Annotated in this window: 25 protein-coding genes and 1 pseudogene; 22 read left to right on the forward strand and 4 right to left on the reverse strand. The window is 69.6% G+C overall.

What is annotated here, in order from left to right:
- Positions 1 to 119 precede the first annotated feature (119 nt).
- The 4 genes from RAB70_RS03580 (at position 120) to RAB70_RS03595 (ending at position 2,178) form a co-directional block, all read left to right on the forward strand.
- Positions 120 to 512 (forward strand): hypothetical protein, encoded by a 393-nt coding sequence (locus RAB70_RS03580; RefSeq protein WP_148828267.1) that lies wholly within the window; start codon positions 120 to 122, stop codon positions 510 to 512.
- A gap of 97 nt (positions 513 to 609) precedes the next feature.
- On the forward strand, positions 610 to 1,056 hold the full coding sequence (locus tag RAB70_RS03585) for a hypothetical protein (RefSeq protein ID WP_148828268.1): 447 nt from the start codon (positions 610 to 612) through the stop codon (positions 1,054 to 1,056).
- Between the two features lie 293 nt (positions 1,057 to 1,349).
- Positions 1,350 to 1,832 carry a DUF3828 domain-containing protein gene (locus RAB70_RS03590; RefSeq protein WP_148828269.1) on the forward strand — a complete coding sequence of 161 codons (483 nt, stop codon included), beginning with the start codon at positions 1,350 to 1,352 and terminating at the stop codon, positions 1,830 to 1,832.
- 28 nt (positions 1,833 to 1,860) lie between these two features.
- Positions 1,861 to 2,178: a hypothetical protein gene (locus tag RAB70_RS03595; RefSeq protein WP_223875635.1), complete on the forward strand. Its 318-nt coding sequence runs from the start codon at positions 1,861 to 1,863 to the stop codon at positions 2,176 to 2,178.
- 31 nt (positions 2,179 to 2,209) lie between these two features.
- Here RAB70_RS03595 and RAB70_RS03600 read toward each other — a convergent pair.
- Positions 2,210 to 2,410, reverse strand: a pseudogene (locus RAB70_RS03600) (DUF1264 domain-containing protein); the annotation flags it as partial.
- A 208-nt stretch (positions 2,411 to 2,618) separates the two neighbouring features.
- Between RAB70_RS03600 and RAB70_RS03605 the strand changes: the two are divergent.
- The 6 genes from RAB70_RS03605 to RAB70_RS03630 all read left to right on the forward strand — a co-directional run bounded on the left by RAB70_RS03605 (position 2,619) and on the right by RAB70_RS03630 (position 11,426).
- Positions 2,619 to 4,997 (forward strand): TonB-dependent receptor, encoded by a 2,379-nt coding sequence (locus RAB70_RS03605; protein ID WP_148828270.1) that lies wholly within the window; start codon positions 2,619 to 2,621, stop codon positions 4,995 to 4,997.
- A 698-nt stretch (positions 4,998 to 5,695) separates the two neighbouring features.
- Positions 5,696 to 7,951: a TonB-dependent receptor gene (locus tag RAB70_RS03610; RefSeq protein ID WP_225851579.1), complete on the forward strand. Its 2,256-nt coding sequence runs from the start codon at positions 5,696 to 5,698 to the stop codon at positions 7,949 to 7,951.
- Entirely contained in the window at positions 7,951 to 8,241 is a 291-nt protein-coding gene (locus RAB70_RS03615; protein WP_148828272.1) for a hypothetical protein, read from the forward strand. The genes RAB70_RS03610 and RAB70_RS03615 overlap by 1 nt, the downstream gene beginning before the upstream one ends.
- Positions 8,231 to 8,503: a hypothetical protein gene (locus RAB70_RS03620; RefSeq protein WP_017916978.1), complete on the forward strand. Its 273-nt coding sequence runs from the start codon at positions 8,231 to 8,233 to the stop codon at positions 8,501 to 8,503. Before RAB70_RS03615 ends, RAB70_RS03620 begins: the two co-directional genes overlap by 11 nt.
- Entirely contained in the window at positions 8,500 to 10,047 is a 1,548-nt protein-coding gene (locus tag RAB70_RS03625) for a PepSY domain-containing protein (protein ID WP_148828273.1), read from the forward strand. Before RAB70_RS03620 ends, RAB70_RS03625 begins: the two co-directional genes overlap by 4 nt.
- 203 nt (positions 10,048 to 10,250) lie before the next feature.
- Positions 10,251 to 11,426 (forward strand): diguanylate cyclase, encoded by a 1,176-nt coding sequence (locus tag RAB70_RS03630; RefSeq protein WP_148828274.1) that lies wholly within the window; start codon positions 10,251 to 10,253, stop codon positions 11,424 to 11,426.
- A 183-nt stretch (positions 11,427 to 11,609) separates the two neighbouring features.
- Here the strand turns inward: RAB70_RS03630 and RAB70_RS03635 are convergent, their stop codons facing one another.
- Positions 11,610 to 13,265, reverse strand: coding sequence for a carboxylesterase/lipase family protein (locus tag RAB70_RS03635; RefSeq protein WP_148828275.1), 1,656 nt, complete (start codon positions 13,263 to 13,265; stop codon positions 11,610 to 11,612).
- 146 nt (positions 13,266 to 13,411) lie between these two features.
- Complete coding sequence (locus tag RAB70_RS03640; RefSeq protein ID WP_225851580.1) at positions 13,412 to 14,515, reverse strand: alpha/beta hydrolase; 1,104 nt, start codon at positions 14,513 to 14,515, stop codon at positions 13,412 to 13,414.
- A 314-nt stretch (positions 14,516 to 14,829) separates the two neighbouring features.
- Between RAB70_RS03640 and RAB70_RS03645 the strand changes: the two genes are divergently transcribed.
- The 9 genes from RAB70_RS03645 (at position 14,830) to RAB70_RS03685 (ending at position 23,371) form a co-directional block, all read left to right on the forward strand.
- A complete protein-coding gene (locus RAB70_RS03645; RefSeq protein WP_170268128.1) occupies positions 14,830 to 15,654 on the forward strand; it encodes a 2-keto-4-pentenoate hydratase in 825 nt (274 codons plus the stop codon).
- 35 nt (positions 15,655 to 15,689) lie between these two features.
- Complete coding sequence (locus tag RAB70_RS03650) at positions 15,690 to 16,691, forward strand: TRAP transporter substrate-binding protein (RefSeq protein WP_017914540.1); 1,002 nt, start codon at positions 15,690 to 15,692, stop codon at positions 16,689 to 16,691.
- Positions 16,692 to 16,701: 10 nt separating this feature from the next.
- On the forward strand, positions 16,702 to 17,220 hold the full coding sequence (locus RAB70_RS03655) for a TRAP transporter small permease (RefSeq protein WP_167522044.1): 519 nt from the start codon (positions 16,702 to 16,704) through the stop codon (positions 17,218 to 17,220).
- Between the two features lie 2 nt (positions 17,221 to 17,222).
- Complete coding sequence (locus RAB70_RS03660) at positions 17,223 to 18,506, forward strand: TRAP transporter large permease (RefSeq protein ID WP_017907812.1); 1,284 nt, start codon at positions 17,223 to 17,225, stop codon at positions 18,504 to 18,506.
- Positions 18,507 to 18,694: 188 nt separating this feature from the next.
- Positions 18,695 to 19,753 carry a LacI family DNA-binding transcriptional regulator gene (locus tag RAB70_RS03665; protein WP_017907811.1) on the forward strand — a complete coding sequence of 353 codons (1,059 nt, stop codon included), beginning with the start codon at positions 18,695 to 18,697 and terminating at the stop codon, positions 19,751 to 19,753.
- A 598-nt stretch (positions 19,754 to 20,351) separates the two neighbouring features.
- Positions 20,352 to 20,744 (forward strand): VOC family protein, encoded by a 393-nt coding sequence (locus tag RAB70_RS03670; protein ID WP_148828276.1) that lies wholly within the window; start codon positions 20,352 to 20,354, stop codon positions 20,742 to 20,744.
- A 155-nt stretch (positions 20,745 to 20,899) separates the two neighbouring features.
- Positions 20,900 to 21,754 carry a 5-dehydro-4-deoxy-D-glucuronate isomerase gene (kduI, locus tag RAB70_RS03675; protein ID WP_148828277.1) on the forward strand — a complete coding sequence of 285 codons (855 nt, stop codon included), beginning with the start codon at positions 20,900 to 20,902 and terminating at the stop codon, positions 21,752 to 21,754.
- A 61-nt stretch (positions 21,755 to 21,815) separates the two neighbouring features.
- Positions 21,816 to 22,571, forward strand: coding sequence for a 2-dehydro-3-deoxy-D-gluconate 5-dehydrogenase KduD (gene kduD / locus RAB70_RS03680; RefSeq protein ID WP_010343054.1), 756 nt, complete (start codon positions 21,816 to 21,818; stop codon positions 22,569 to 22,571).
- Positions 22,572 to 22,714: 143 nt separating this feature from the next.
- Positions 22,715 to 23,371, forward strand: a complete 657-nt coding sequence (locus RAB70_RS03685; protein ID WP_026144165.1) for an RpiB/LacA/LacB family sugar-phosphate isomerase — start codon at positions 22,715 to 22,717, stop codon at positions 23,369 to 23,371.
- Positions 23,372 to 23,450: 79 nt separating this feature from the next.
- On the opposite strand, the gene RAB70_RS03690 is transcribed toward RAB70_RS03685, so the two are convergent.
- Positions 23,451 to 24,179 carry a hypothetical protein gene (locus RAB70_RS03690; RefSeq protein WP_265531065.1) on the reverse strand — a complete coding sequence of 243 codons (729 nt, stop codon included), beginning with the start codon at positions 24,177 to 24,179 and terminating at the stop codon, positions 23,451 to 23,453.
- A gap of 131 nt (positions 24,180 to 24,310) precedes the next feature.
- On the opposite strand from RAB70_RS03690, the gene RAB70_RS03695 reads away from it, so the two are divergent.
- From RAB70_RS03695 to RAB70_RS03705, 3 genes are read left to right on the forward strand one after another with little or no spacing between them, the layout of a single operon-like run.
- On the forward strand, positions 24,311 to 25,189 hold the full coding sequence (locus RAB70_RS03695; RefSeq protein ID WP_225851490.1) for a CsgG/HfaB family protein: 879 nt from the start codon (positions 24,311 to 24,313) through the stop codon (positions 25,187 to 25,189).
- 20 nt (positions 25,190 to 25,209) lie between these two features.
- Positions 25,210 to 25,581 carry a DUF4810 domain-containing protein gene (locus tag RAB70_RS03700; protein ID WP_017914534.1) on the forward strand — a complete coding sequence of 124 codons (372 nt, stop codon included), beginning with the start codon at positions 25,210 to 25,212 and terminating at the stop codon, positions 25,579 to 25,581.
- Positions 25,578 to 26,237 carry a DUF799 domain-containing protein gene (locus tag RAB70_RS03705; protein WP_167522045.1) on the forward strand — a complete coding sequence of 220 codons (660 nt, stop codon included), beginning with the start codon at positions 25,578 to 25,580 and terminating at the stop codon, positions 26,235 to 26,237. The genes RAB70_RS03700 and RAB70_RS03705 overlap by 4 nt, the downstream gene beginning before the upstream one ends.
- The last annotated feature ends 54 nt before the right edge of the window (positions 26,238 to 26,291 follow it).

Here is a 26,291-nt window from a genome sequence, read left to right on the forward strand (position 1 = left end):
ACCTGGACCGCCGCGCGTGCGTTACCCTCCGGGACCGCCCATCCGCGCTTGCGCGCCATGACGCAGCCGCGCCGACGCGCGCGTCCGCCCCCCCGATCGTTCGAGAGTCAAGCTGCCGCATGCATCCTGTCATCCATTTCCGCTCCCGTCTGCTCGAGGTGAGCGCCGAGCCGGAGAATCCGATCAATCCGATCCGCGGCAGCTCGCTGCTGGACTGGCTGCGCGTGCGTGTGGGCGACGCCATGGTCCTGTCCGAGCCGGACCCGGAGGACTGGGGCTGGGCCTCCGAAGCGGAATGCCAGGGGCGCACCTACCTGGTCGGCGCCTACGCCGAGGAAGAGGTCGATGGCAACCATACCTGGATGTTGCAGATCGAGAAGGAGCGTTCGTTCTGGGAGCGGCTGCTCGGCCGCCATGCGATGCGCGACGACGATCCGTGCTTTGCGCGGCTGCATGCGCTGATCGCGGCGGAACCGCGGTTCACCGACGTGGTGGTGGAACGCGAACCCTGACCGCCGGTAGGGCTGCGCGACGCGATGGCGCGGACTGCAGCACACGCGCCATCGCGCTTGGGTATGCTCGGCGGTCCCTCTCCATCCGCGTGCCACCATGCCGATCCGTACCCTGTCGCTGTTCCCGTTGCTGCTGATCGGCACCTCGCCCGAGCTGATGGCGGCGCCCAGGCATTGTCTGCCGTATGGCCCGACTCAGGTCACCCTGTCCGGTATTCTGGCGCCGTCGCCCACCGACGCCGCCCCGCCTACTGTCCCGCACACGCATGCGCATCCGGACGCCGCTGCCGCTGCGGCAGCGACCCAGGAAGAGGTACTGATCCTGCCGCAGCCGCTGTGCGTGGCGGCGTCGGCGGATGGGCGCCAGCCGCGGCACGAGCAGGTGCGCCAGCTGCGGCTGGCGGTCACCGCGGACCAGGCCGCACACCTGCGCGAAGAAGGTGTCGGCCAGGTGGTGAGGGTGACCGGAACCCTGGCGCATGCGCCGATCGGGCCGGATGCACCGCCGCTGCGCTTGAGCGTGCTCGGGGTGGACAGCGACTGAAGGATGCCCTGGTGACGCGCTTTCGCTGCGATGTAGCGGCATGTGTCGTGGCCTTGTAGGAGCGGTTTCAGCCGCAACGGGCATTCCCGGGAAAGCCTGTCGCGGCTGAAGCCGCTCTACGTGGTTGCAGTTCCGGTGAAATCGGATGTCTCCTGTTACCTAGGCATCTGGTTGCTGCGGTCACGCCGGCCGCTGGCGCACGAGGCAGCGCTCGCATTGACGCCGCGCAGCCACTGGTCGAGGATCGCCATGCCGCACCTGGCGGCCCGAGGTGGCAACGATCCATGAGAGGAATGCGCGTTCTGTGTGCGATAAGTCTGTGGCTGAGCGCGTTCGCCGCCATCGCGGGCGAGTCGCCGGCGCGCACGGTCCAGACGTTCTATGCCTGGGCGATCGCGCCCAAGCACGCCGATGGCGACGTTGCGCAGATGCGGCATCTGCTTGGGCGGGAACTGTTCGCGGCGCTGGAGGCGCAGCGCGCCTACGAGGCAGCCTGCGCCAAACTTGTGCCTGCAGACGTCAAGCCGCACATGCTCGACCAGAGCCCCTTCTTCCTGTGGCCGGACCAACCGACGGCGCTGGTCTCGACGACCGCGCAAGTCACCGGCGCCGCCGCGCAGGTGCGCGCCCGTCTGGCCATCGATGACCAGCAGTGGACGGATACGTTGGTGCTCGGCCGCCAGGACGGTCGCTGGGTGATCCTCGACATCGTGTGGCAGGAAGGCACGCTCACCCAGCGCCTGGCCGACTTTGCCGCGCAGCGCTGCACGCAATGACGTCGCCGGCGTAGACGAGGGAAGCGCGATGGATGACGTCGGCAGTCGTACCGCGCTATTGCTGAGCCTGCAGCGCGCCTTGCTCGGTGAGGTGCACCCGCAGCTGCGGCAGGCCTCGATCGAGGCCGACCAGGCGCGCCGCGTGGTCCGGTTGCGCTTCGAATACGACGGCCCGCCGATGGAAGCGCCTCGCGAAAGCTGCTCGTGCGCCGCCACCGAGGTGATCGCGGACTTTCCGGCGAGCTGGGACCTCGAAGAAGTGCATGTCGCCGTGCCGATGCCGGAGCCGCTGCAGCCCCTGCAGCACGTGGCATACCGTCGCGCAGAACCGGACGCTTCGGCCTGAATCACGCCGCTGGCGCGTGGCATCCTGGGTCCTATCGTTCCCCCGTGCCCGCGTCCACCACCCCGGGAATCGGCGTCGCCGAGGGAAACGCCTCGCGCAGCAGGTGCACGCCCTGCTGTGGCTTGGCCAGTGGCGTCAGGTCCTGGCGGTCGGCGCGCAGTTCGGCGCTGCGGTGCGGGGCGATGGCGTCGCGGCGGGCCTGCAGGTCCGGCTGCAGTTCGCCGTCGCGATGCATGAGGTCCGTAGATGTCCGCTGCGACGGCGTGGCGTGACGGTATGCGGTCACGCATCGTCGCGCCGTGGCCGCCGCGCCGTCATTGCAATGGCGGTGCAACACAGACGACATATCGTGCCGCGCTGCGCCACCGTATGGCGCATGCCGTCGCGGGCTGCTGCGCAAGCCGAACGGACTCGATTCTGCGCGCTCACAAGGATCCGACATGCTGCTCTCCTCTCTCTCCCCGCGGCCGATGACCGCGCGCGCCGCGCCGGCCCGTACCCGCCTGGCGCAGGCTTGCGCCGCCCTGGTGCTGGCCTCGGTCGCCGCCGCCGCCGCCGCGCAGGACAGCGCGCCGTCGCTGGCCGGCAGCGAGACCCGCCCGGCCAACGCCGCCGGTACTGGCGACGCGGCGACCTCGCTGGACACCATCATCGTCACCGCCGAGCACCGCGAGCAGAACCTGCAGGAGGTGCCGGTGTCGGTGGGCGTGGTGCAGGGCGAGGCGATGCGCGACTTCACCGCCGGCGGCGACGACACGCTGCTGGCGCTGTCCGGCCGCGTGCCCAGCTTCTACGCCGAGACCACCACCGGCCGTATCTTCCCGCGCTTCTACATCCGCGGCCTGGGCAACATCGACTTCTACCTCGGGGCCTCGCAGCCGGTGTCGATCATCCAGGACGACGTGGTGCTGGAGCACGTGGTGCTGAAGTCCAACCCAGTCTACGACGTGGACCAGGTGGAAGTGCTGCGCGGCCCGCAAGGCTCGCTGTTCGGCCGCAACACCACCGCCGGCATCGTCAAGTTCGACAGCATCAAGCCCAGCGACGACTACACCGGCCGCGTCACCGCCAGCTACGGCAGCTACAACACCGTCTCGGTCGACGGCGGCATCGGCGGCCCGATCAACGACGTGCTGTCGTTCCGCGTGTCCACCCTGTATCAGCACCGCGACGACTGGGTGGACAACACCTACACCGGCCCCAGCGCCGACGGCACGGTCACCCCGAAGAAGGACGCGATGGGCGGCTACGACGACCGCAACGCGCGCCTGCAGCTGCTGCTGAAGCCGAGCGAGAACTTCTCGCTGCTCGGCTCGTTCCACACCCGCGACTACGACGGCACCTCCACGCTGTTCCTGCGCGGCGCCCTGCACAAGGGCTCGAACAAGGTCGACGTGCCGCGCGACCAGGTGGCCTACGACGAGGCCCACGACAACCCGCAGGCGTACAAGACCCACGGCGCCTCGCTGAAGGCGATCTACGACTTCGGCGGCGTCTCGCTGACCTCGATCAGCGCCTACGAGACCACCTCCGGCTACAGCCGCGGCGATACCGACGGCGGCGCCGCGGCCAACTTCCCGGTCAACGGCGTGCCCAACGGCTACGGCCAGTCGATGGGCCAGGTGCGCGACCTGGACCAGTACACCCAGGAACTGCGCCTGGCCAGCGAAGGCGACGCCCCGCTGCAGTGGCAGGCCGGCGCGTTCTACTTCGACGGCAAGGACACCACCGACTTCTACCAGCGCGCCTACTTCCTGCAGACCGCCGCGCGCAATCCCAACAACTGGGTGCGCCTGCACAACAGCAACACCTCCTGGGCCGGCTTCGGCCAGCTGACCTACAAGGTCACCGACGCACTGACCCTGACCGCCGGCGTGCGCCAGACCCGCGACAGCAAGGAGACCAAGCTGCTCAAGACCGCCGACACCGCGGCCGGCGTGGTCACCTACAAGGGCCGCCGCGACGTGCGCCTGGCCGACACCCAGCCGAGCTGGGACCTGAGCGCGATGTACGCGATCAACCCGAACGTCAACGTGTACGCGAAGGTCGCCCGCGGCTTCCGCGGCCCGACCATCCAGGGCCGTTCGGCGGTGTTCAACTCCGACTTCACCACCGCCGACTCGGAAACCATCCTGTCGTGGGAAGCCGGCATCAAGAGCAACCTGTTCGACAACCGCCTGCGCCTGAACGTCACCGGCTTCACCTACACCGTCGACGACATCCAGCTCAACGGCAACGACTCCAACGGCAACGGCGTGCTGTTCAACGCCGACAAGGCCAAGGCCTACGGCATGGAGGCGGACCTGGACTGGCGCCCGATCCCCAATCTGTCGCTGACCGCGGGCCTGAGCCTGCTGCACAGCGAGATCCAGGACAAGCGCGTGTATGCGCAGGTGTGCGGCCTGAACGGCGTGGTGGTGTGCACGGTGAAGGACCCGACCATCCGCATCGGCAACAACACCTTCGCCCAGATCGACGGCAACCCGCTGCCGAACGCGCCCAAGTACAACGTCAACCTGGCCGCGCGCTACGACATCCCGGTCAACGACGGCGGCGCCTTCTTCGTCGCCACCGACTGGAACAAGCAGGGCTACACCAGCTTCGTGCTGTACGACTCCACCGAGTTCACCTCCAACGGCAACTTCGAGGGCGGCCTCAAGCTGGGCTACACCGGCGACTACGGCGCATGGGAAGTGGCCGCGTTCGCCCGCAACATCACCAACGAGAAGAACCTCAAGGGCGTGATCGAGAACTACATGGCGGCGGTGTACAACGAACCGCGCATCGTCGGCGTCTCCTTCAACCTGCACTGGCACTGATCGCAGCACGTCGTAGCACCACGCCGGCAGCACCTGCCGGCACCAGCGGGCGGGAGGGCGACAGTCCTCCCGCCCGTTTGCGTTTTCGCAGCAGTAAATAGCCGGTAACTGTAGCCATAGCCTTTTTGCTCTTTGCTCTTTGCTCTTTGCTTGCGGCTTTGGCTGTTGCTTTTGATCTACCGGGTTCCCTTCCGAAGCGGCGGCCATCAGGGGGAAACACCCGAAGGGCGGCGTACATGGATGTACGCCGTCCGCGGCAGGGGCAGGATGCCCCTTCCGCGGATCCCCGTGATGGACGCGGACCCGGAGCGCGCAGCGCGGAGGGCGCGTAGGCAGGGTGTGCTTTCTTTTGGTTACTTTTCTTTGCACAAGCAAAGAAAAGTAACTCGCCCGCAAGGGCGAAAGCCTTTGCTCTTGACTGATGTATCAGATGAAGTGAGCTGCAGTAGCGGCTTCAGCCGCGACGGGCGTTCCCGGCAAAACCCGTCGCGGCTGAAGCAACTCCTACGCTCCCAAGACCCCTGAGCAAACCTGCCACCCATCCCAAATCCCATGGCAGCCCCGCCCCGGCTCTGCTAAAGTCCGCGCCCAGCGCTGCCGCGTCCGGCAGCCAGGCACAGCCGCCGCCATGCCTTCAACCGTGAGTCTTTCGGGGGAAGTGGTGTATGCGCGTCGCGCGGTCCGTGTTGTCCTTATGCGTGGTATCCGTCTTGCTGAGCTGGGCGCCGCCAACGCGCGCTGCCGGCGCCGATGCCGCGCCGCCTCCTGATCCCACCACCCTCGACCAGATCGTCGTCACCGGCGAGAAGAGCGGCCGCAGCGTGCAGGACACCACCAGCTCGGTCGCCGTCACCACCGAAGCGCGCATCGAGCAGGAGAACCTGCAGAACGCCTACGAGGTGTTCAACCGCACCGCCAACATGGCCCAGACCTACGGCGATGCCGGCTTCAGCATCCGCGGCATCCGCAACATCGACGGCGGCAGCGATGCGCCGCTGGCTACCATCTACCTGGACGGCGCCGCCCTGCCGTGGAAGGCGATCAGCTGGGCGCCGCTGAGCCTGTGGGACCTGCAGCAGGTGGAAATCCTGCGCGGCCCGCAGTCCACCCTGCAGGGCGAGAACGCCCTGGCCGGCGCGATCGTCCTGCGCACCGCCGAGCCGACCATGGACTGGCAGGGCAAGCTGCGGGTACTGGCCTCCGATCCCTCCGACCGCAGCCTGGCCGGCGCGGTCGGCGGCCCGATCGTCGCCGACGAACTGGCGTTCCGCGCCTCGGTGGAGCAGCGCAGCTTCGACGGCTACACCTGGAACCTCACCCGCCAGGCCGCCGACGACGCGCAGGTCTCGGCGATCTACCGCGGCAAGCTGCTGTGGACGCCGTCGGCGATCGCCGGGCTGAAGGTGCAGCTCGGCTACACCCGCTCGCACCGCACCGGGCCATACATGTACAGCTACGTGCGCACCGATTTGCCCGACTATTTCGCGCACCGCTACACCACCAACAACACCCCGGACCGCACCCGCAGCGACAGCGACATCGTCACCCTGCAGGCCGACTACGCGCTCTCCGACGCCTGGTCGCTGTCCTCGGTCAGCGCCTGGAACAAGGTCACCTCGTCCAGCCTGTGGGACATGGACCATGGCCCGGACAATGCCGGCTACGCGCGGCGCCAGCTCGACGACACCACCGCCTCGCAGGAATTGCGCCTGCACTACGCCGGCACCGCGGTGCAGGGCCTGATCGGCGCGTACTGGGCGCGGCACGTGGAAGACAACGACGCGCAACTGCTGAACAACGTCGCCACGCCGACCACCACCATCGCCGGGCTGCTGCGCAGCGCCGGCTTCCCGGCCGCCACAGCCAGCGCGATCGCCACCCGCTACGCGCAGGCGCTGCCGGTGATTCCGGTCGACTACGTCAGCGCCAGCCCGACCCGCTCCAGCAACCGTGCGCTGTTCGCCGACGGCCAGTGGCAGGTGGGCAGCGGGTTCTCGCTGCTCGGCGGGTTGCGCTACGACCACCAGCGCTACGCCATGGCCTCCGACACCACCGCGGCCTTCGCCGGCCGCTATCCCGACCCGGCCGCCTTCGCCGCCAGCGGCACCGCGCTGTATCGGGCCATCGTCGCGATCAACCAGGGCGTGGCGGGCATCGTGCGCTCGGCCAACGGCGAGGTGGCCTGGAACACGCGCGACTTCGATGCGCTGCTGCCCAAGCTCGGCATGCGCTACGACTGGAACCCGGACCTGTCGACCAGCCTTGTGGTGCAGCGCGGCTACCGCTCCGGCGGCTCCAGCTTCAACTCGGCGCGCAGCCAGGCCTTCCCCTACGACCCGGAATACACCTGGAACTACGAGGCCGCGTTGCGCTCGCAGTGGCTGGACCGGCGCCTGACCCTCAATGCCAACGCCTACTACATCGACTGGAAGGACAAGCAGACCACCGCCTACTTCGGCCTCAACAGCTTCGACTACAACACCGTCAACGCCGGCCGCGCGCATCTGTACGGCGCCGAGCTGGAGGCCAGCCACCGCCCCAGCGAAGCCTTCGACTGGTACGGCTCGCTGGGCTATGCGCGCACCCGCTACGACAGCTTCGCCACCATCGCCGGCGCCTCGGTCATCGACTACGCCGGCCGTGAATTCGCCTACGCGCCGCACTGGACCGCGGCGCTAGGCGCCAACTGGCGCTTCGCCGAGGGCTGGCTGGCCAACCTCAACGCCAGCTTCCGCGACCGCGTCTACACCGACATCGGCGCCGGCGCTGTGCAACTGGCTTCGCGCACCGTGGTCAACGCCAAGTTCGGCTACGAGAACCTGGACTGGAGCGCGTGGATCTTCGCCAACAACCTGCTCGACCGCGACTACGTGCAGTACCGTTGGGCCACCGATCCGGTCGCGATCCTGGGCGCGCCGCGCGTGGTCGGCATCGGTTTCGAGGCGCGCTGGTGATGCTCGCCTTTGCCACCGCCGGCTATCTGCTGGCCGCCGCGCTGGCGGCGCTGGCGTTCTACCTGGCCACCGCGCACCAGCGGCTGCGCCCAGCCTGGCGCCGGCACGCGCGCGCGCTGCGCGTGGCCGGCACGCTGCTGTGCGCAGTGGCACTGGGCGCGGCGATCGCCGCGCTGGGCGTGTGGGCCGGCGTCTTCGCCGCGTTGAGCGCGACGATGCTGGCGGCGGTGGCCCTGCCGTACCTGGATGCGTGGCGGCAATTGCACCAAGGGGCTGGCGATGTGGGCTAGGTGGCTGGCGGCGATCGTGCTGGGCCTGCCGCTGGCGGTGGGCGTCATCGGCTTGTGCGTGCTGCTGTGGCCGGGCGACCTGCAGGTGCATACGTTGCCCTGGCTGTTGCTGGTGTTCCCGCTGTGGGTCGGCGCGATGTCGCTGGCCTTCGTGTTCCGTAGCGGCGCGCGCGCGTGGCTGTGGCTGGGCGCTGCGACCGCACTGTGCTACGTGGCGCTTTACCTGCTCAAGGCCACCCACCTCGTGCAGGTGAGCGCATGAAGGCCGCGACCCTGCGCCAGTTCCTGTCGGCGCACAGCTGGATGGGCCTGCTCGCCGGCATGGCCTTGTTCATCGCCTTCTACGCCGGGGCCATCAACGTGTTCACCCACGACCTGGAGCAGTGGCCGCGCCCGGCCGCGGTGCAGGCCCCGGCGTTGCCGCCGGAGCAGGCCGCGCAGGCGCTGGCCGATGCGGTGCTGGCGCGGCATCCGGCGCTGGCCGAGTCGTACACGCTGATGCTGCCCGGCGAGGGCCGCACGCAGCCGCAGTTGTTCGCGTTCGGGCCGGCCGCGCAGCAGGCCTTCGGCGGCATGGTGCAGTTCCAGCCCGGTGCCGACGGGCAGCCGGTGCAGCTGCCGCAGCGCAGCGGCTTCGTCGCGTTCCTGTACGACCTGCACTTCACTGCCGGGCTGCCGCGCACCTTCGGCACCTACCTGTTCGGCGTGGTCTGCCTGCTGTACGGAGTGGCCCTGGTCAGCGGCGTGGTGCTGTACGCGCCGGTGCTGCTCAAGGACCTGTTCGCGCTGCGCCGCGGCCGCAACGTCAAGCGCCTGTGGCAGGACGCGCACAACGCCATCGGCATGCTGTCGCTGCCGTTCCACGTGATCTTCGCCTGGTCCGGCGCGGTGCTGACCCTGGGCGTGCTGCTGCTGGCGCCGTTCCAGTACCTGGTGTTCGACGGCAAGCTGATGCAGGTGCTGCAGCCGGACTTCGAACTGGCGCCGCACGTGCAGCCCGCGCACGTGCCTGCGCCGATGCTGCCGGTGGCCGAGCTGGTGGCACGGGCGCGCGCGGCCAATCCCGGCTTCGTGCCGGAGAGCCTGTCCTTCCACGATGCCGGCGACGCCAACGCGCAGGTGGAGCTGTACGGCCACCAGGAGCAGCGCCGGCTCAACACGCTCGGCGGCGTGGCGCTGCGCGCGGCCGACGGCCAGGTGTTGCGGGTGCTGTCGCCGCAGACCATGTCGCCGGGCGTGGCCGCGCTGCGCGGCCTGCAGACCCTGCACTTCGGCGACTACGGGCGCTGGCCGCTGCAGTGGCTGTACTTCCTGCTCGGGCTCGGCGGCGCCTTCCTGTTCTACAGCGGCAACCTGCTGTGGGTGGAAGCGCGGCGGAAGCGCCGCCAGGTCGCGCAGCCGTTGCGCACCCACGTCATGGCGCGGCTGACCGCCGGCGTCTGCCTGGGCTGCGTGGCCGGGGTGTCGGCGCTGTTCGTGGCCGCGCGCCTATTGCCGCCGGGGATGGAGCGCGGGGCGTACTACGCCGTGTTCGCGCTCGGCGTGGCCTGGTCGCTGCTGCGGCCGACCGCGCGCGGCGCCTACGAACTGCTGCTGGCCTGTGCGGTGCTGACCGCGCTGGTGCCGCTGGCCGGGTTGCGCGGCGCCGCCGGCTGGGTGGCGCCGTGGAGCAGCGGGACGCTGCTGGCCATCGACGCCTGCGCGCTGGCGCTGGCCTGGGCCTACTGGCAGATGGCGTGCGCCGCGTATCGCCGCGGGCAGGGCGGCGATCCACACAGCGTGTGGGCGTTCCCGCCGCCGCGCTGACGCTCGCCCTGCCGTGCCAAGGCGGCGCGGCAGGGCGCTGCTGTCACGCAACCGATCGTCCCAAAAGTGGACAATCACGCGCCGGTGCTTTTTCATGGTCTCGACGTGGGCACCGCAGCGTCCGCGCGAAACCGAATCGGGTGACACGATCTGACGTGACCTGATCCGCACTTCGCGCCGCGTTGCCGTCGACAGGGGACTGCATGCACGAGCGTTACCAGGAGCCACACGACGCACCGCCGGGCGAGGCCTACGCGGCGCAATTGCGCAAGGGATTCGCCGCGCTGCGTTTCGATCCTCCGCTGGAACGGGCGTACCGCCACTACACCGCCGCCACGCTGGGCTTCGCGCAGCGCGTGGCGGCCTCGCTGGGCGTGTTGATCGCGCTGCTGCTGCTGGGCTGGGACGCGGTGCATTTCGGCTGGCGCGGCGGCGGCCTGCTCGGCTATGCGGTGGCGGTGCGCGTGGCGACCCTGCTGGCGTTGCTGTGGGTGGCGGTGGCGATCCATCGCGCCGACACGCACGGCCCCGGCCGTGCCGCGCTGTTGCTGCTGGTCGGCGGCACCGGGCTGGTGCTGTCGAGCATCGGCTACCCGCCGCAGGAACTGCGCTATGCGGCGGCGGTGATGACCCTGGTGATCGTGGCCGGCTTCTTCCCGTTGGGCATGGCGTTGTGGCAGAGCGTGGGGGTGGCGCTGCTGCTGTGCGCGATCAGCGCCGTGGCCGGCCATCTGCTGCTGGAGGGCGCGGCGCACGATGCCTATCTGCGCCTGCAGTGGCTGCTGTGGACCGCGGTGCCGGTCGGTGCGGCCGGCGGCTACCTGCGCGAACACTCGCGCCGCGAAGGCTTCCTGCAGCGGCGGGTACGCGACGACGAGGCCTTGCGCGACGCGCTCACCGGCCTGGGCGACCGCCGCCGCTTCGACGAACACCTGGCGGTGGCGCTGGCCGAGCGCGGGCGCCTGCAGCGCGGGCTGGCGCTGATCCTGGTCGAACTCGACGGCTTCGCCGCGCTGAACCAGCGCAGCGGCGCCGGGGCCGCCGACCGCGCGGTGCTGGAGGTGGCCGAGGCCACGCAATGCCTGCTGCGACCGCTGGATGTGGCCATGCGCATCGGCGCCGACCGCTTCGCGCTGGTGCTGTACGACGCCAGCGGCGCGCACCTGCGCCAGGTGGCGCCGGCGCTGCGCGACATGGTCGAGGTGATGGCGATCGCGCAGGATGCGGCGGACGCGCAGGCGCTGACGGTCAGCGTCGGTGCGCTGCTGGCCACGCCGGAGGACACGCCAGCCACGCTGATGCAGCGCGCCGAGGCGCTGCTGGACGCCGCGCGCGCCGTCGGCAACCGCGTGGTGCTGGCCGAGGACACGGGCTGGTAGCGCAGTGATCCGGCGCACCAGCCCTCGCGACCGACGCCGCCGCAGCCGCCGCCACTGTGGGAGGAACTTCAGTCCCGACGCAGCACACCCACCGACCCGGGAAGCGCGCCTCTGCTTTCGACAGGCGCACACGGGTGTTTCGTCACGGCCACGCGCGCCGCGCGCGGCGATCGTGGCACCGCCTCACAACGTCCCCCGCTGCACGAACGGCACCTGCGCATAGAGCCGGCGCTCGCCGCCGCGCGGGTCGTGCGCCAGGCGGCTGTCGGTGTCGAACAGCAGGGTTTCGCGCTGGGCCAGCGAATACGGTGCCCAGCGCGGCAGGCCGGCGTGGTTGGGATCGCCGTGGCGGGCGAAGGCCAGCAGCGCCGCGCTCATCGCATCGGCCATGCGTTGCGCGTCGGCGCCATCGCCGGTGCGCGATCCGGGCTGGCGGATGTTGTCGAACACCAGCGGGATGTCCAGGGTGTGGAAGGCGCCGAACTTGCCGCCGTCCAGTGGCGAACCCCAGTCCAGTTGGTAGACCCAGGTCGGCGCGCCCTGCCGCGCGCGCGCCTCGGCTTCCTCGACCGCGCCGCGCCAGGAGCGGCCGGCGGTGGTGGCGGCGAAGAACACCTCGCTCGGTGTGTAGTGCGGATACAGCCGTCGGTACTCGGCGATCACCACCTGCGGCGACAGGTCCACGTATTGCTCCTGCGCCAGCTTGGCCGGCAGCGCGTCCCAGGTCAGCGCGAAGTTGGCCGGATCGTGGCCGAGGAAGGCGCGGGTCTCGTCGTGGGTGTTGCCGATCACCATCGGGATGCGCGCCGACTGCGGCGGCGCGTCCGGCCAGAACGGATGCCGGTGCAGCACTTGCGCATCCAGCACCGGGCCCAGGTACAGCGCGGTGTCCTCCGCGCGCGATGGATCGCGGATGCGCGTGGCCTCGAGCACGCGCTGCAGCGGCAGCGTGCGCAGCGCGTCCAGTTGCGCTGGCTCCAGCTGCAGGGCCTGCAGCAGCAACTGCGCGCGCTGGCCGGCGGCACGTGGCCCGGCGGCGGTGACCTGTTGCCCGCTCATGGTCCAGGCGCGGTGGAACAGCCCCTGCGCGGCCGGCATCGCCATCAGCGTGGCGATCTTGGCGCCGCCGCCGGACTGGCCGAACACGGTGACGTTGCCGGCATCGCCGCCGAACTCGGCCGCGTGCGCGCGCACCCACTGCAGCGCCTGCACCAGGTCGAGCTGGCCGACGTTGCCGGAGGCGGCATAGGCGTCGCCCCCGAACGGCGCCAGGTACAGATAGCCGAACGCATTGAGGCGGTGATTGACGCTGACCACCACCACGTCGCCGCGCTGGCACAGGCGCACGCCGTCGTACAGCGGGTCGCTGCCGGAGCCGTTGTTGTAGGCGCCGCCGTGGATGTAGAACAGGATCGGACGCTTCGCACCGTCGCGCAGGCCCGGGGTCCAGACGTTGAGGAACAGGCAGTCCTCGCTGACTGGCTCGGACCCGCGCTGCGGCGCCGACGCACCATAGGCGCTGCAGTCGCGCACACCATGCCAGGGCCGTTCCTGCAGCGCCGGCTGAAAGCGCCGCGGCGCGGTGTCGGCGCCGTAGGGAATGCCCTTGAACACGCACACGCCCTGCTCGCGCACGCCACGGATGCGGCCGCTGCGGGTGCGCGCCAGCGGCGCCGCCGGCGTCGGCGCCGAGGCGGTCGCCAGACCGGGCAGCGCGCCGCTCAAGGCCAGCGCGCCGAGCGCACCGTCGCGCAGGAAGCGGCGGCGGCCGTGGTCGTCGGGGGCGGCTGCGTCGGGCACGGTGAGGAGCGGGGCAGGCAAGCGAGGGCGGGCGGTCATGCGTGGACGGTGTCCTGGCTAGGCGATCGGGGACGCGAGAGGTGTGGCGGCGTGGCCGCGTTTGCGACGGCCGGCGGTCCGGCCGCGTGCGTGGGACGGGCGAGGCGGGCGCCGCCGCGTGGTGGAGAGACCGTTCATGGGCAGGCTCACGGCGTGCCCGCCGGTGGCGGGATCGGCGCGCGGGCGCGGGGATCGTCCTGCACGCTGCGCATCCAGCCCAGCGCCAGCTGCGGCCATGCCGCCAGCGGCAGGCCAGCGATGCCGCGGGTGCCGAAGCCATGTCCGCCATGGGCGAACAGGTGCAGCTCGGCCGGCACCCCGGCCTGGCGCAGCGCCTGGTAGAACAGCAGGCTGTTCTCTTCCGGCACTACCGGATCGTCCTGCGCGTGCACCAGGAAGGTCGGCGGCATGCCGGCATGCACCCGGTTCTGCAGCGAGTAGGCGGCCATGGTCGCCGCGTCCGGATGGCGGCCCAGCAGCCGCAGCCGTGAGCCGGTGTGCGCCGCGGTGCCGCTGCCCATGTCGATGACCGGGTACAGCAGCAATAGGAAATCCGGCCGCGCGCTGACCCGGTCGATCGCGTCGCGCGCCGGATACACCACGTCGTCGTAGCGGGTGCCGAGGCTGGCGGCGACGTGGCCGCCGGCGGAGAAGCCGATCGCGCCGATGCGCTGCGGATCCACGCCGTAATCGGCGGCACGCGCGCGGATCAGGCGCAGCGCGCGCTGCGCATCGGCCAGCGGCTGGTCGCGCGACGTGGCGCCGTCGACGGCCGCATCAGGCAACCGATACCGCAGCACGAACAGGGTGATGCCGGCTTGTTCGGCGAAGATCGGCACCAAGGCCGTGCCTTCCTTGTCCAGCACCACGCGCGCATAGCCGCCGCCGGGCGCGACCAGCAGCGCGCTGCCGTTCGGCGTCTTCGGCCGGTACACCACCAGATACGGCTGATAGCGGCCGCTGAGCGCGCGATCGGGCAGGGCCGGGTCGTCGCTGCGCTCGACCAGGCGCGCGTGCTCGGAGCCGGCCGTCGACCCCGGCGCCGGACCGGGCCATAGCGGCAGCCGAGCCGCCGCCTCGGCGGCGCTCTCGCTGGCCGGCCGCTCGGCCGCTGCCGCCGGGCCGAGGGCGCCCAGCGATAGGCACAGCGCCGCCAGCAGGGCGATGCCGGAGCGGGGGCTGTGCCTGCCGCAGGATGGGGACAGTGGTTCGGCGGGACGTAGGCGGGTGGCGAGGAGTCGGGCTGGCATCATCGAGATCTCGTCGTGGATGGAAGAAACCTGCGGCGCGTGGCCGAGGGCACGATGGCCCCAGTGTGCGCGCCGCCTGCGCCACCGCATGGCGCTGTATCGCTGTTGCTGTTGCTGTTGCTGTTGCCTTTGCCTTTGCCTTTCCCGATTCCCGATTCCCGATTCCCGATTCCCGATTCCCGATTCCCGATTCCCGATTCCGGGCCTTTTGCCGCACCGCACATTGCCAATGACACCGGTTTACCATATACAACGGCGCAACGCGCTGTCGATGCGCGGCGCAGCAATTCCGATCCCCCACATTCCTTGCGGAGATGCCCTTGAGCCTTCCTTCCGGCCCGTCGCAGACGCCACCGCCCGCGTTGGCCGACATCGCGGCCCGCTTCGTCCAGGCCCGTCGCCAGGGCCGCTCGTTGCCCGATTTCCCCGGTGTCATCCCCGACGATCTGGAGACCGCCTACCGCGTGCAGGACCTGGCGATCGCGCAATGGCCGGACCGCGTGGTCGGCTGGAAGGTCGGCTACATCGCACCCGAGCGTCGCGACCACTCCGGGGACGAGCGCCTGCTGGGCCCGATCTTCGCGGCTGCGCTGTGGAATGCTACCGGTGGAACAACGGACATCCCGGTGTTCGACGGCGGCTTCGGCGCGGTCGAGGCCGAGTACGTACTGCGCCTGGACGCGGACGTGCCGGCCGACCAGTTGCACTGGACTCCACAGCAGGCCGCGCAGGTGCCGGCGACGCTGTTCGTCGGCGTCGAGGTGGCGAGCAGCCCGCTGGCCACGATCAACCAGCTGGGGCCGCGCGTGGTGATCTCCGATTTCGGCAACAACAACGGCCTGCTGCTGGGGCCGCAGGTGCCGGACTGGACCGCGCTGGACGAGACCGCGCTGCGCGCCGAGACCTGGATCGAGGGCCAGTGCGTGGGCACCGGCGGCGCCACGCTGTTGCCGGGCGGGCTGCGTGCGGCGTTCGCGTTCGCGCTGGCGCGCTCGGCCAGGCGTGGCCGGCCGCTGCGCCGCGGCGAGCTGATCGCCACCGGCAACGCCACCGGTATCCACGACATCGCCATCGGCCAGCAGGCGACGATCCGCTTCGACGGCTACGGCGAACTTCACTGCAAGGCAGTCGCGGCCTAGGCTGGCGACGGCAATGACGCGCGGGAGGGCGCAGCATGATCACTCGTAGACGATTCCTGGGCGCGGGCCTGACCGCGGCGGCCGCGGCCGGCGTGCCGCTGGGTGCGCTGGCGCAGGCCGGCGGTAGCGGTACGCGCCTGCTCACCGCCACCGACGTGCACGTGGCCGACTACCCCACCGTGGAGGCGGTGCGCTGGTTCGGGCAGATCCTGGAGCAGAAGACCGGCGGACGCCTGCGCCTGCGCGAGTATCACTCCGGCCAGCTCGGTCGCGAGGCGGAGGCGATCGACATGGCGCGCTTCGGCGCCATCGACATCACCCGCGTGTATTCCGGCGCGCTGAACAACGCCTTCCCGCTGACCCAGGCGCTGTGCCTGCCGTACGTGTTCGACTCGGTGGCGCACCTGCGCCGCGCGATCGACGGCCACGTCGGCGACAGCATCCTGCGCAGCTTCGAACAGCGCGACCTGGTCGGGCTGGCGATCTACGACTCCGGCGCGCGCTGCTTCTACAACACCAAGCATCCGCTGCGGCAGCCCAAGGACCTGCACGGGCTCAAGCTGCGCGTGGCGAACTCGGACATCTTCCTCAAGCTGATGCGCATGCTCGGCGCCAACCCCACGCCGATGTCGCTGGGCGAGACCTTCTCGGCGATGGAAACGCACATGATCGACGGCGCCGAGAACAACATGCGCAGCTTCCAGTCCAGCCGCCACTTCGAGGCCGCCCACTACTGGTCGCAGAGCGATCACTCGTACGCGCCGGACGTGCTGGTGATGTCCCGGCGCAGCTTCGAGACGCTGACGCCGGACCAGCGCGCGCTGGTGCTGGAGACGGCGCGGCAGTCGGTGACGGTGATGCGCCGGCTGTGGGATGCCTCCGAGGCGCAGGCGCGGCAGCAGGTGATCGACTACGGCGTGGCCATCAACGAGGTGGACATGCCGGCCTTCCGCAAGGCCGCCGCGCCGCTGCTGGCCGAGTACCGGCAGCAGCCGGAGATCGAAGCCCTCTACCGCCGCATTCGCGATTTCGCCTGAGCCCATGCCGATGACCGACCACGCCCCCGCCCTCCCGGTGCCGCCGCTGCAGCGGCTGCTGGACCGGATCGCCAACCTCGCCATCGGCACCGCCGCCGCCGCCCTGCTCGGGCTGGTGGTGGTGCAGGGCTGGCAGGTGTTCACCCGCTACGTGCTCAATGACTCGCCGAGCTGGACCGAGCCGGTGACGCTGCTGCTGCTGAGCACGGCGATGAGCCTGGGTGCCGCCGCCGGCGTGCACACACGCCGCCACTTCGGCTTCTTCCTGCTGGCCGAGACGCTGCACGCCAGCCTGCGCCGCGTCATCGACCTGGTGCGCCCGCTGCTGGTGGCCGCCATCGGTGCGGTGATCGCGTGGTGGGGCGCGGTGCTGCTGCTGGACGGGCTGGACATCAAGATGGCCGGCGCGCAGATGCCGCAGAGCATCAACTACCTGCCGCTGTCGATCGGCGGCGCGCTGATGAGCGTGTTCGCGCTGTACCAGGCCTGGCGGGTGCTGCGCCCGGGCACCACCATGGGGAGGAACTGAGCATGGCCATCGCCATCCTGTTGGGATTGTTCGTGGTGCTGCTGCTGATCGGCGTGCCGGTGGCATACGCGCTGGGCACGGCCGCGCTGGCCACGCTGCTGTATCTGGACCTGCCGGCGGTGGTGCTGGTGCAGCAGATCTCCGCCGGCAGCGGCTCGGCGTCGCTGATCGCGATCCCGCTGTTCATCTTCGCCGGCGAACTGATGCTGCGCGGCGGCATCTCCGACCGCCTGATCGCGCTGGCGTCCTCGCTGGTCGGGCGCATGCGTGGCGGCCTGGGCCAGGTCAGCGTGCTGTCCTCGCTGTTCTTCGGCGGCGTGTCCGGCTCGGCCATCGCCGACGTCTCGGCGGTCGGCGGCACCATGATTCCGCAGATGATCAACCGCGGCTACGACCGCGACTATGCGGTCAACGTCAGCATGACCGCGGCGCTGGTGGCGCTGCTGGTGCCGCCCTCGCACAACCTGATCCTGTTCTCGGCCGCGGCCGGTGGCGGCCTGTCGATCGCCGACCTGTTCGCCGCCGGCATCGTCCCGGCGCTGTTGATGACCGCGGCGATGATGCTCACCGGCTACGCGGTGGCGCGCTCGCGCGGCTACGGCACCGAGGCGTTCCCGGGCTGGCGCGCGGTGGCGCTGCGTCTGGTCGGCGCGCTGCCGGGCCTGGGCCTGGTCGCGCTGATCTTCGTCGGCATCCGCGCCGGCATCTTCACCGCGGTGGAGAGCGCGGCGATCGCGGTGGTGTACGCGCTGCTGGTCACCGCGTTGCTGTACCGGCAGCTGCGCTGGGCGGAGTTCTTCGGTGCGGTGACGCATGCCGCGCGCACCACCGGGGTGATCCTGTTCGTGATCGCCACCGCGGCGGTGTTCGGCTGGCTGCTGGCCTACCTGCAGGTACCGGCGGCGGCGGTGCACTTCCTGCAGTCCATCGCCCACAGCCAGCACACGGTGCTGCTGATGATCGTGGTGATGCTGCTGCTGCTGGGCATGTTCATGGACCTGGCGCCGAAGATCCTGATCTGCACGCCGATCTTCCTGCCCGTAGCCAAGGCCTACGGCATCGACCCGATCCATTTCGGCCTGGTGATGGTGCTGGCCGGCGGCATCGGCCTGATCACCCCGCCGGTGGGCTCGGTGCTGTTCATCGGCACCTCGATCGGGCAGATCACCGTGGCCCAGAGCATGCGCACCATCTGGCCGTTCTGGCTGGCGGCGCTGTGCGTGCTGCTGATCGTGGCGTTCTTCCCGGAGCTGTCGCTGTGGCTGCCGCGCGCGCTGCGCGCCTGAGCCGGCCCGGCGGCGCCGGCTCGCGCCAGGCGGGTGACCGCGGGCCGTTCGCGCCGATCGCCGCTGCCTGTCTTGGCAGCGCCGCGGCCGGTCACCGGGGCGGTGCGCCTACACCGCTTCCGTGACCGTGCGCTGGAGCGAACATGACACCCAGTAGAATCCCCTTTCTTTCGCCCGGTTTTCCGTCCATGGCGCCGAACAAGCCCCGTTCCGTCGATGCTCCCGCTTCCGCCCACGGCAAGGCCGCGACGATCAACGACATCGCGCGCCTGTCCGGGGTGTCGAAGAAGACCGTGTCGCGGATCATCAACAACTCGCCGCTGGTGCGCAAAGACACCCGCGAGAAGGTCGAGGCGCTGATGCGCGAGGTCGGCTACGCGCCGGACCCGCTGGCGCGCGGGCTGGCGTTCCGTCGCTCGTTCCTGATCGGCATGGTCTACGACAACCCCACCGCGCAGTACATCGTGGACATGCAGTACGGCGCGCTGGACGCACTGCGCGGCTCCAGCTTCGAGCTGGTGGTGCATCCTTGCGACAGCCGCAGTCCCGGCTACATCGAGGGCGTGCGCCGCTTCGTGCAGCAGCAGAAGCTGCACGGGGTGATCCTGGTGCCGCGCGCCTCCGAGGACCAGGCGCTGGCGGACATGCTCGCCGGCATCGGCGTGCGCTACACCCGCATCGCCTCGCTGCCGCTGGACGACACCTCGCAGATGGTGGTCACCCACGACCGCGACGGCGCCGCCGAGGCCGCCGACTACCTGCTGTCGCTGGGCCACCGCGACATCGCCCTGATCACCGGCCCCAGCGCCTACCGCTCCGCGCACGAGCGCACCGCCGGCTTCATCGACGCGCTGACCCGGCGCGGCATCGAACTGCCGCCGGCGCGCATCGTCGAAGCCGGCTACACCTTCGAATCGGGCGTGGCCGCGGCGGAAAAGCTGCTGCTGGGCAAGCAGCGCCCCAGCGCGATCTTCACCGGCAACGACGAGATGGCCGCCGGCGTGTACAAGGTCGCGCTGCGCGCCAACATCAACATCCCGCGCCAGCTGTCGATCATCGGCTACGACGACAGCCCGCTGGCTTCGCGGCTGTGGCCCTCGCTGACCTCGGTGCGCCGGCATACCCGCGACACCGGCCGCACCGCCGCGGCCATGCTGATCCAGCCCGAGGGCACGCCGTCGCTTGCGGTGGCCAGCGTGCGCCCGCACCTGATCGTGCGCGACTCCTGCCAGCCGCCGGAAGACTGAGCGCGGCAGCGCGGCGAGCTGCCGCAGCGAGCGGTGGCAGACGAAAGCTTGCGGTCTGCCAGGCGCTCGCGACACGGCGAGATGCGTGATTCGCGCCCCGGCAGTTCGCCTGGCTCCGCCGCATGCGCATCCGCCGCTGCGGGATGCGGCGTCAGCGACCTGCAATGCGGGTGTCAGGCGCTTTGTGGGGAGTTGACGGTCGTGCAGACGCGACAAGCGAAGCCGAAAGCCGACTGACAGCCTCCGTCGTCGGGACTGAAGTCCCTCCCACAGGGAGGCCCGGCGCATTCCTGTGGGAGCGGCTTCAGCCGCGACGCGCACGAACCGAACTGCCGCGGCGAACGATTTCCAGGAGGCCGGGAGCCGTTCCCAGGCAGCAGTGAAGCACCCGCTGACCGCGGGGCGTGTGCGTTTCAACGCCATCCATGCGTCGCACCCACATGTCGGCCGGGGCACGTGTCCCCCACCGCCTCCCGACTCGCCGCAAACGGTCTACACTGCCGCCGACCGTGCGGACACCGCTCCGCCCATCGAAGGCCCGCTCCGTTCCGGCACCGCCCGGGCGGACCGCGCGGCCTTCCTGCGAGGAGCCTTCGCCATGTCGTCCCCCATCCCCGCCCCCGTCGCGGTCCGTTTCGGCCGCCTGGCGCCGACCGTGCCCGTCGCCGAGATCGCCCGCGCCGTCGCCTTCTACACCGAGCGCCTGGGCTTTCGCAGCGTGTTCCAGAACGGCAATCCGGTCGGTTTCGTGATCCTGAAGAAGGACGCCGCCGAATTGCACCTGACCCTGCGTCCCGACCACCGCGGCAGCACCAGCAACGTCGCCCACCTGATCGTCGACGACGCCGCGGCCCTGTACGACGGCCTGCAGGCGCAGGGCGTGCGCATCATCAAGGCGATCCGCGATGCCGACTTCGGCCTGCGCTGCTTCGTCTTCGCCGACCCCGACGGCAACCGCATCGACGTCGGCCAGCCGCTGCCGCCCGGCTAGCACGCCATCAGCGAGCGCCGCAGCGCTCTTATCCCGAATCCCGACTCCCCAATCCCGGCCCTTCGTGCACTGCGGAATGACACCGGTTTACCAGACCCGCTAGACTGTCCTCCGTGGCGGGCTGACACATGCCGTCGCCTGCCTTGGAGCGCCCCATGTCCCTGTACTGCAAGACCCACTACGCGACCCATCCCGACGCGATCAAGGGCGCCAGCAACGACCAGCTGCGCGACCTGTACCTGCTCGATGGCCTGTTCGTGGACGACGCGGTGACCCTGAAGTACACCCACTACGAGCGCTTCGTGCTCGGCGGCGCCGCCCCGCGCACGCGGGCGCTGACGCTGCCGGCGCAGACCGAGCCGGCCTCGGCCGCCGGCCACCCGTTCCTGGAGCGGCGCGAGCTGGGCGTGATCAATGTCGGCGCCGGCAGCGGCACCGTCACCGTCGACGGCACCGCGTATCCGCTGGGCCCGAAGGACGGCCTGTACGTGGCGATGGGCAGCGCCGAGGTGGTGTTCGCCTCCGACGACGCGGCCAACCCGGCGCAGTTCTATCTGGCCTCCACGCCGGCGCACGCGCGCTTCGCCACCAAGCGCCTGTCGATCGCCGAGGCGGTGGCGCTGGACCGCGGCGCGCTGGAGACCAGCAACGAACGCACCATCTACCAGTACATCGTGCCGGCCACCTGCCAGTCCTCGCAGCTGCTGCTGGGCCTGACCGTGCTCAAGCCGGGCAGCGTCTGGAACACCATGCCGCCGCACCTGCACGACCGCCGCAGCGAGGTCTATTTCTACTTCGACCTCGGCGTCAACGACCGCGTCTACCACTTCATGGGCGAGCCGGACGCGCAGCGCCACATCGTGGTGCAGAACAACGAGGCCGTGGTGTCGCCGCCGTGGTCGATCCACATGGGCGCCGGCACCGCCAACTACGCCTTCATCTGGGCGATGGGCGGCGAGAACCTCGACTACACCGACATGCACGTGCTGGACATCTGCCAGCTCAAGTAGGCCGCCGTCGCGCGCGCCGCTCCCATTCCCGTCGTCCGCATTCCCTCAAGGAGTCCACGCAATGACCCACCCGTTCAGTCTCGAAGGCAAGGTCGCCCTGGTCACCGGCGCCAACACCGGCCTCGGCCAAGGCATCGCCGTGGCGCTGGCGCAGGCCGGCGCCGACATCGCCGCCGCCGGCATCGCCGCGCCCACCGAGACCGAGGCCAAGGTCACCGCGCTGGGCCGGCGCTTCGTCGCCATCGAGGCCAACCTGATCAGCATCGAGCCGGTGCAGCGCATCCTCGACGAGACCCTGGCCGGGCTCGGCCGTCTCGACATCCTGGTCAACAACGCCGGGCTGATCCGCCGTGCCGATGCGGTGGACTTCAGCGAGCAGGACTGGGACGACGTCATGAACGTCAACATCAAGTCCGCGTTCTTCATGTGCCAGGCCGCCGGCCGCCACTTCATCGCCCAGGGCAGCGGCAAGATCATCAACATCGCCTCGATGCTGTCGTTCCAGGGCGGCATCCGCGTGCCCTCGTACACCGCCAGCAAGTCCGGCATCGCCGGCATCACGCGTCTGCTGGCCAACGAGTGGGGCGCCAAGGGCGTCAACATCAACGCCATCGCCCCCGGCTACATGGCCACCGACAACACCGCGCAGTTGCGCGCCGACGCCGCACGCAACCAGGCGATCCTGGACCGCATCCCGGCCGGCCGCTGGGGCGTACCGGAAGACCTGGGCGGCACCGCGGTGTTCCTGGCCAGCAGCGCCTCGGACTACGTCAACGGCACGGTGATCCCGGTCGACGGCGGCTGGCTCGCCCGCTAACTGCCGTCCCTTCTCCCTTCGGGACCTCGGCCCCCTTTTTGGGGGAAGGTGCCCGTCAGGGCGGATGAGGGTACGTCAGCCGCCGACCCATGTTCCGCCCAACCTGCCCCCACCAACCAATCCCCCACCCCAAAGGACCCCCCATGAAAATCGCCCTAATGAACGAGTTCAGCCAGGCCGCCAAGAACCCGGTGATCCTGCAGCAGCTCAACGACGTTGCCGCCGCACAGGGCCACAGCGTGTTCAACGTCGGCATGGACGGCGACGCCGACCACCGCCTGACCTACATCCACCTCGGCATCTGCGCCGGCCTGCTGCTCAATGCCGGCGCGGTGGACTTCGTGGTCGCCGGCTGCGGCACCGGCCAGGGCGCGATGATGTCGCTCAACGCGCACCCGGGCGTGTTCTGCGGCTACTGCATCGAGCCGACCGACGCCTACCTGTTCGCCCAGGTCAACAACGGCAACGCGCTGGCGCTGGCCTTCGCCAAGGGCTACGGCTGGGGCGCGGAGATCAACGTGCGCTACATCTTCGAGAAGGCCTTCAGCGGCGAGCGCGGCATGGGCTACCCGGCCGAGCGCCGCGAATCGCAGCAGGCCAATGCCGGCATCCTGACCCAGGTCAAGCAGGCCCTGGCCAAGTCCTACCTGGATGGCCTGCGCGCGCTGGATCCGGAACTGGTCAAGCAGGCCGTGGGCGGCCCGCGCTTCCAGCAGTGCTTCTTCGACAACGCCAAGGACGCCGACCTGCGCGCCTTCGTCGCCGGCGTGCTGGGCAAGGCCGACGCCGCCGCGGCCTGATATCGCGCCCGCCCAGGCGGGTGTGTCCGGTAGCGTGTTCGCCAAACGCCCCGCATCTGCGGGGCGTTGGCATGCGAACTTACTGCACCAGCAGCAGGCCTTCCGCCAGCGGATAGTTCCGCTCCGGGCAGGCAATATGCATGCTGTCCACCACGTAGAACGTCTGGCCCAGCTTCTGCTCGGTGTGCACGAGGTAGGTCAGCGTGCCGCGCGGCGCGTACAGCTTGGCGAGGATGCCGTGGCCGACCAGCAAGCGCTTCAGGTCCTTGGCGAAGTTGTTGGCGATGGAGTTGGTTTGGCTCTGCGCGCCGACCTGGCAGGCCATCAGCACGATCTCCTCGAACGACTCCTTACCCAGTCCCTTGGCCAGCAGTTGCTGCAGGAATGCCTCCGGTGCAAGCCCGGCGAAGACGTTGACGTTGCCGTGCGAATTGATCACCAAGCGCTTGCCGCGCGTCTTGTTGCTGGGCGATAGCGAGGCCGCGTCGAGCAGGGTCAGCGCATGCGATTGGTTTTCGCCGAAGTGGGATTGCAAGGCTTTCAGTTTGGCGCCGCGCTGATCCGCCTGATCGCCGTCCAGGCCGACATAAATGAGCATGAGGATTCTCCCGACGCACAGGACCGCCAACATGCGTTGGGCGGGAGCATCCGGGAATCCGGGGTGGCCGCGTCGTGGCGCACCGATCTCGCTCGCTGCGCAGCGTAGGGTCGCCGTCGGTGGCCCGGGATCGGCGCATTGCCGATTCTCCGCTGTGGATTGGCCGATCTCTGGCGCGATGCAGTGTGCCGCAACGCGATGGCGCAGCATCCAGGTCCGGCGACCGAGCAACACGGCCCGTGCACGCCCGCATTGCGACGGCTCCGCAAAAATTTCTAAAGTTCCACCTAGCGCCGCCGATACACATCACCTAGCTGGGTCCCGCTGCGTCGCGGGACGACATGGATTTTTCTTTCCCTGCCCTGCGCAGGATGGTCATGGAGCGACATCACTCTTCTGCAGCGCCTGTTTCCCTGCTTTCGCCGATGGCCCGGATCGCGCCGTCCGCACGCGATCGTGCATGCCTGTCGCATGCGGCGACGCTGGGCAAGGACAGAGCCGATGGCGATGCGTTTTTTCGTAGCTGTATCAACAAGGGGCAATCGATGAAGAACAGTGTGATCAAGGGGGCCATGGGGTTGACGCTTGCGTTGGGCTTGGCGGCCTGCGCGACCGAAACCCATCAGAGCGTCAAACCGCAGACAGTTTCGGCGGCCAGCGTGCCTTACGCCGGCGCACGCGCGCCGATCGCGGTGGGCAAGTTCGACAACCGTTCGTCCTTCATGCGCGGCCTGTTTTCCGATGGTGCGGATCGCCTGGGCAGCCAAGCCAAGACCATCCTGATCACCCATCTGCAGCAGACCAATCGTTTCCGTGTGCTGGATCGCGACAACATGGGCGAGATCAAGCAGGAAGCGCAGATCAAGGGCCAGGCGCAGCAACTCAAGGGCGCCGACTACGTCGTGACTGGCGACGTGACCGAGTTCGGCCGCAAGGAGACCGGCGATACGCAGCTGTTCGGCATTCTCGGCCGCGGCAAGCAGCAGCAGGCCTATGCCAAGGTCAGCCTGAACGTGGTCGATAGCGCGACATCCGAAGTGGTGTATTCGGTGCAGGGCGGCGGCGAGTACACCTTGTCCAACCGCGAGGTCGTCGGCTTCGGCGGGACCTCCAGCTACGACTCCACGCTCAACGGCAAAGTCCTGGATCTGGCGATCCGCGAGGCTGTCAACAATCTCACCGCCGCGATCGACTCCGGCGCCTGGAAGCCGGTCAAGTGACCCGCAACGGACCCTTGCACATGAATACCCTCAATGTCCGCACGCGGTTCTGGCTTGGCGCCTGCGCCATGCTCGCGCTGGTCGGCTGCGCACACCAGAGCGCCTCGCTCTACCAGTGGGGCAGCTACCAGGATCAGGTCTACAGCCACTTTAAGGGAGGTAGCCCGGAACAGCAGATCCAGGCGCTGGAAAAGGACCTGCAGGTGATGCAGGCCGCCAACCGCAGGCCGCCGCCGGGACTGCAGGCGCATCTGGGCATGCTGTACGCCGAAACCGGCAACGATGCCAAAGCGCAGCAGGAACTCCTCGCCGAGAAGACGCAGTATCCCGAGTCCGGCACCTACATCGATCTGTTGTTGAAGAACGCCAGCAACGCGAGGAGCGCGCAATGAAGAACGTCGCAAGAATGGCCTGCGTGGCCGTGCTCGGTCTGCTGCTGAGCGCCTGCGCGACGCAGCCGATGTCGCGCGATTACAGCGCGTACAAGGCCAGCAAGCCGCGGTCGATCCTGGTCTTGCCGCCGGTCAGCCACGCACCGGACGTCAACGCCAGCCTGAGCGTGCTGTCGGTCACCACGTTGCCGCTGGCCGAAGCGGGCTACTACGTGATGCCGGTGGCGCCGGTCTACGAGACCTTCAAGCAGAACGGCATCACCGTGGCGGATGAAGCACAGGCGGTGTCTCCGGAGAAGTTGCGGGAAATCTTCGGCGCCGACGCCGCGCTGTACATCACCGTGGAAAAGTACGGTGCCGTCTACCAGATCATCAACAGCGTGGTCGTGGTCTCGGCCAACGCCAAGCTGGTGGATCTGCGCACCGGGACGGTGCTGTGGCAGGGCCAGGCACAGGCGTCGAGCGGCGAAAATCAGAACAACGCCGGGGGCGGCCTGGTCGGAATGCTGGTGACGGCTGCGATCAATCAGGTCGTCAACCAGGTCACCGACCAAGGGCATCAGATGGGGAACGTGGCCAGCCAGCGTCTGCTGTCCGCCGGCCACCCTGGCGGCTTGTTGTACGGGCCCTACAACCCGAAGTACGGCACCGACTGACCCGGCGCCCTGCCCCGTCTCCGTCAGGTTTGGCGGAGACGGGTAATGCCGCGA

This window comes from Xanthomonas sontii (genome assembly GCF_040529055.1).
Classification (GTDB): domain Bacteria; phylum Pseudomonadota; class Gammaproteobacteria; order Xanthomonadales; family Xanthomonadaceae; genus Xanthomonas_A; species Xanthomonas_A sontii.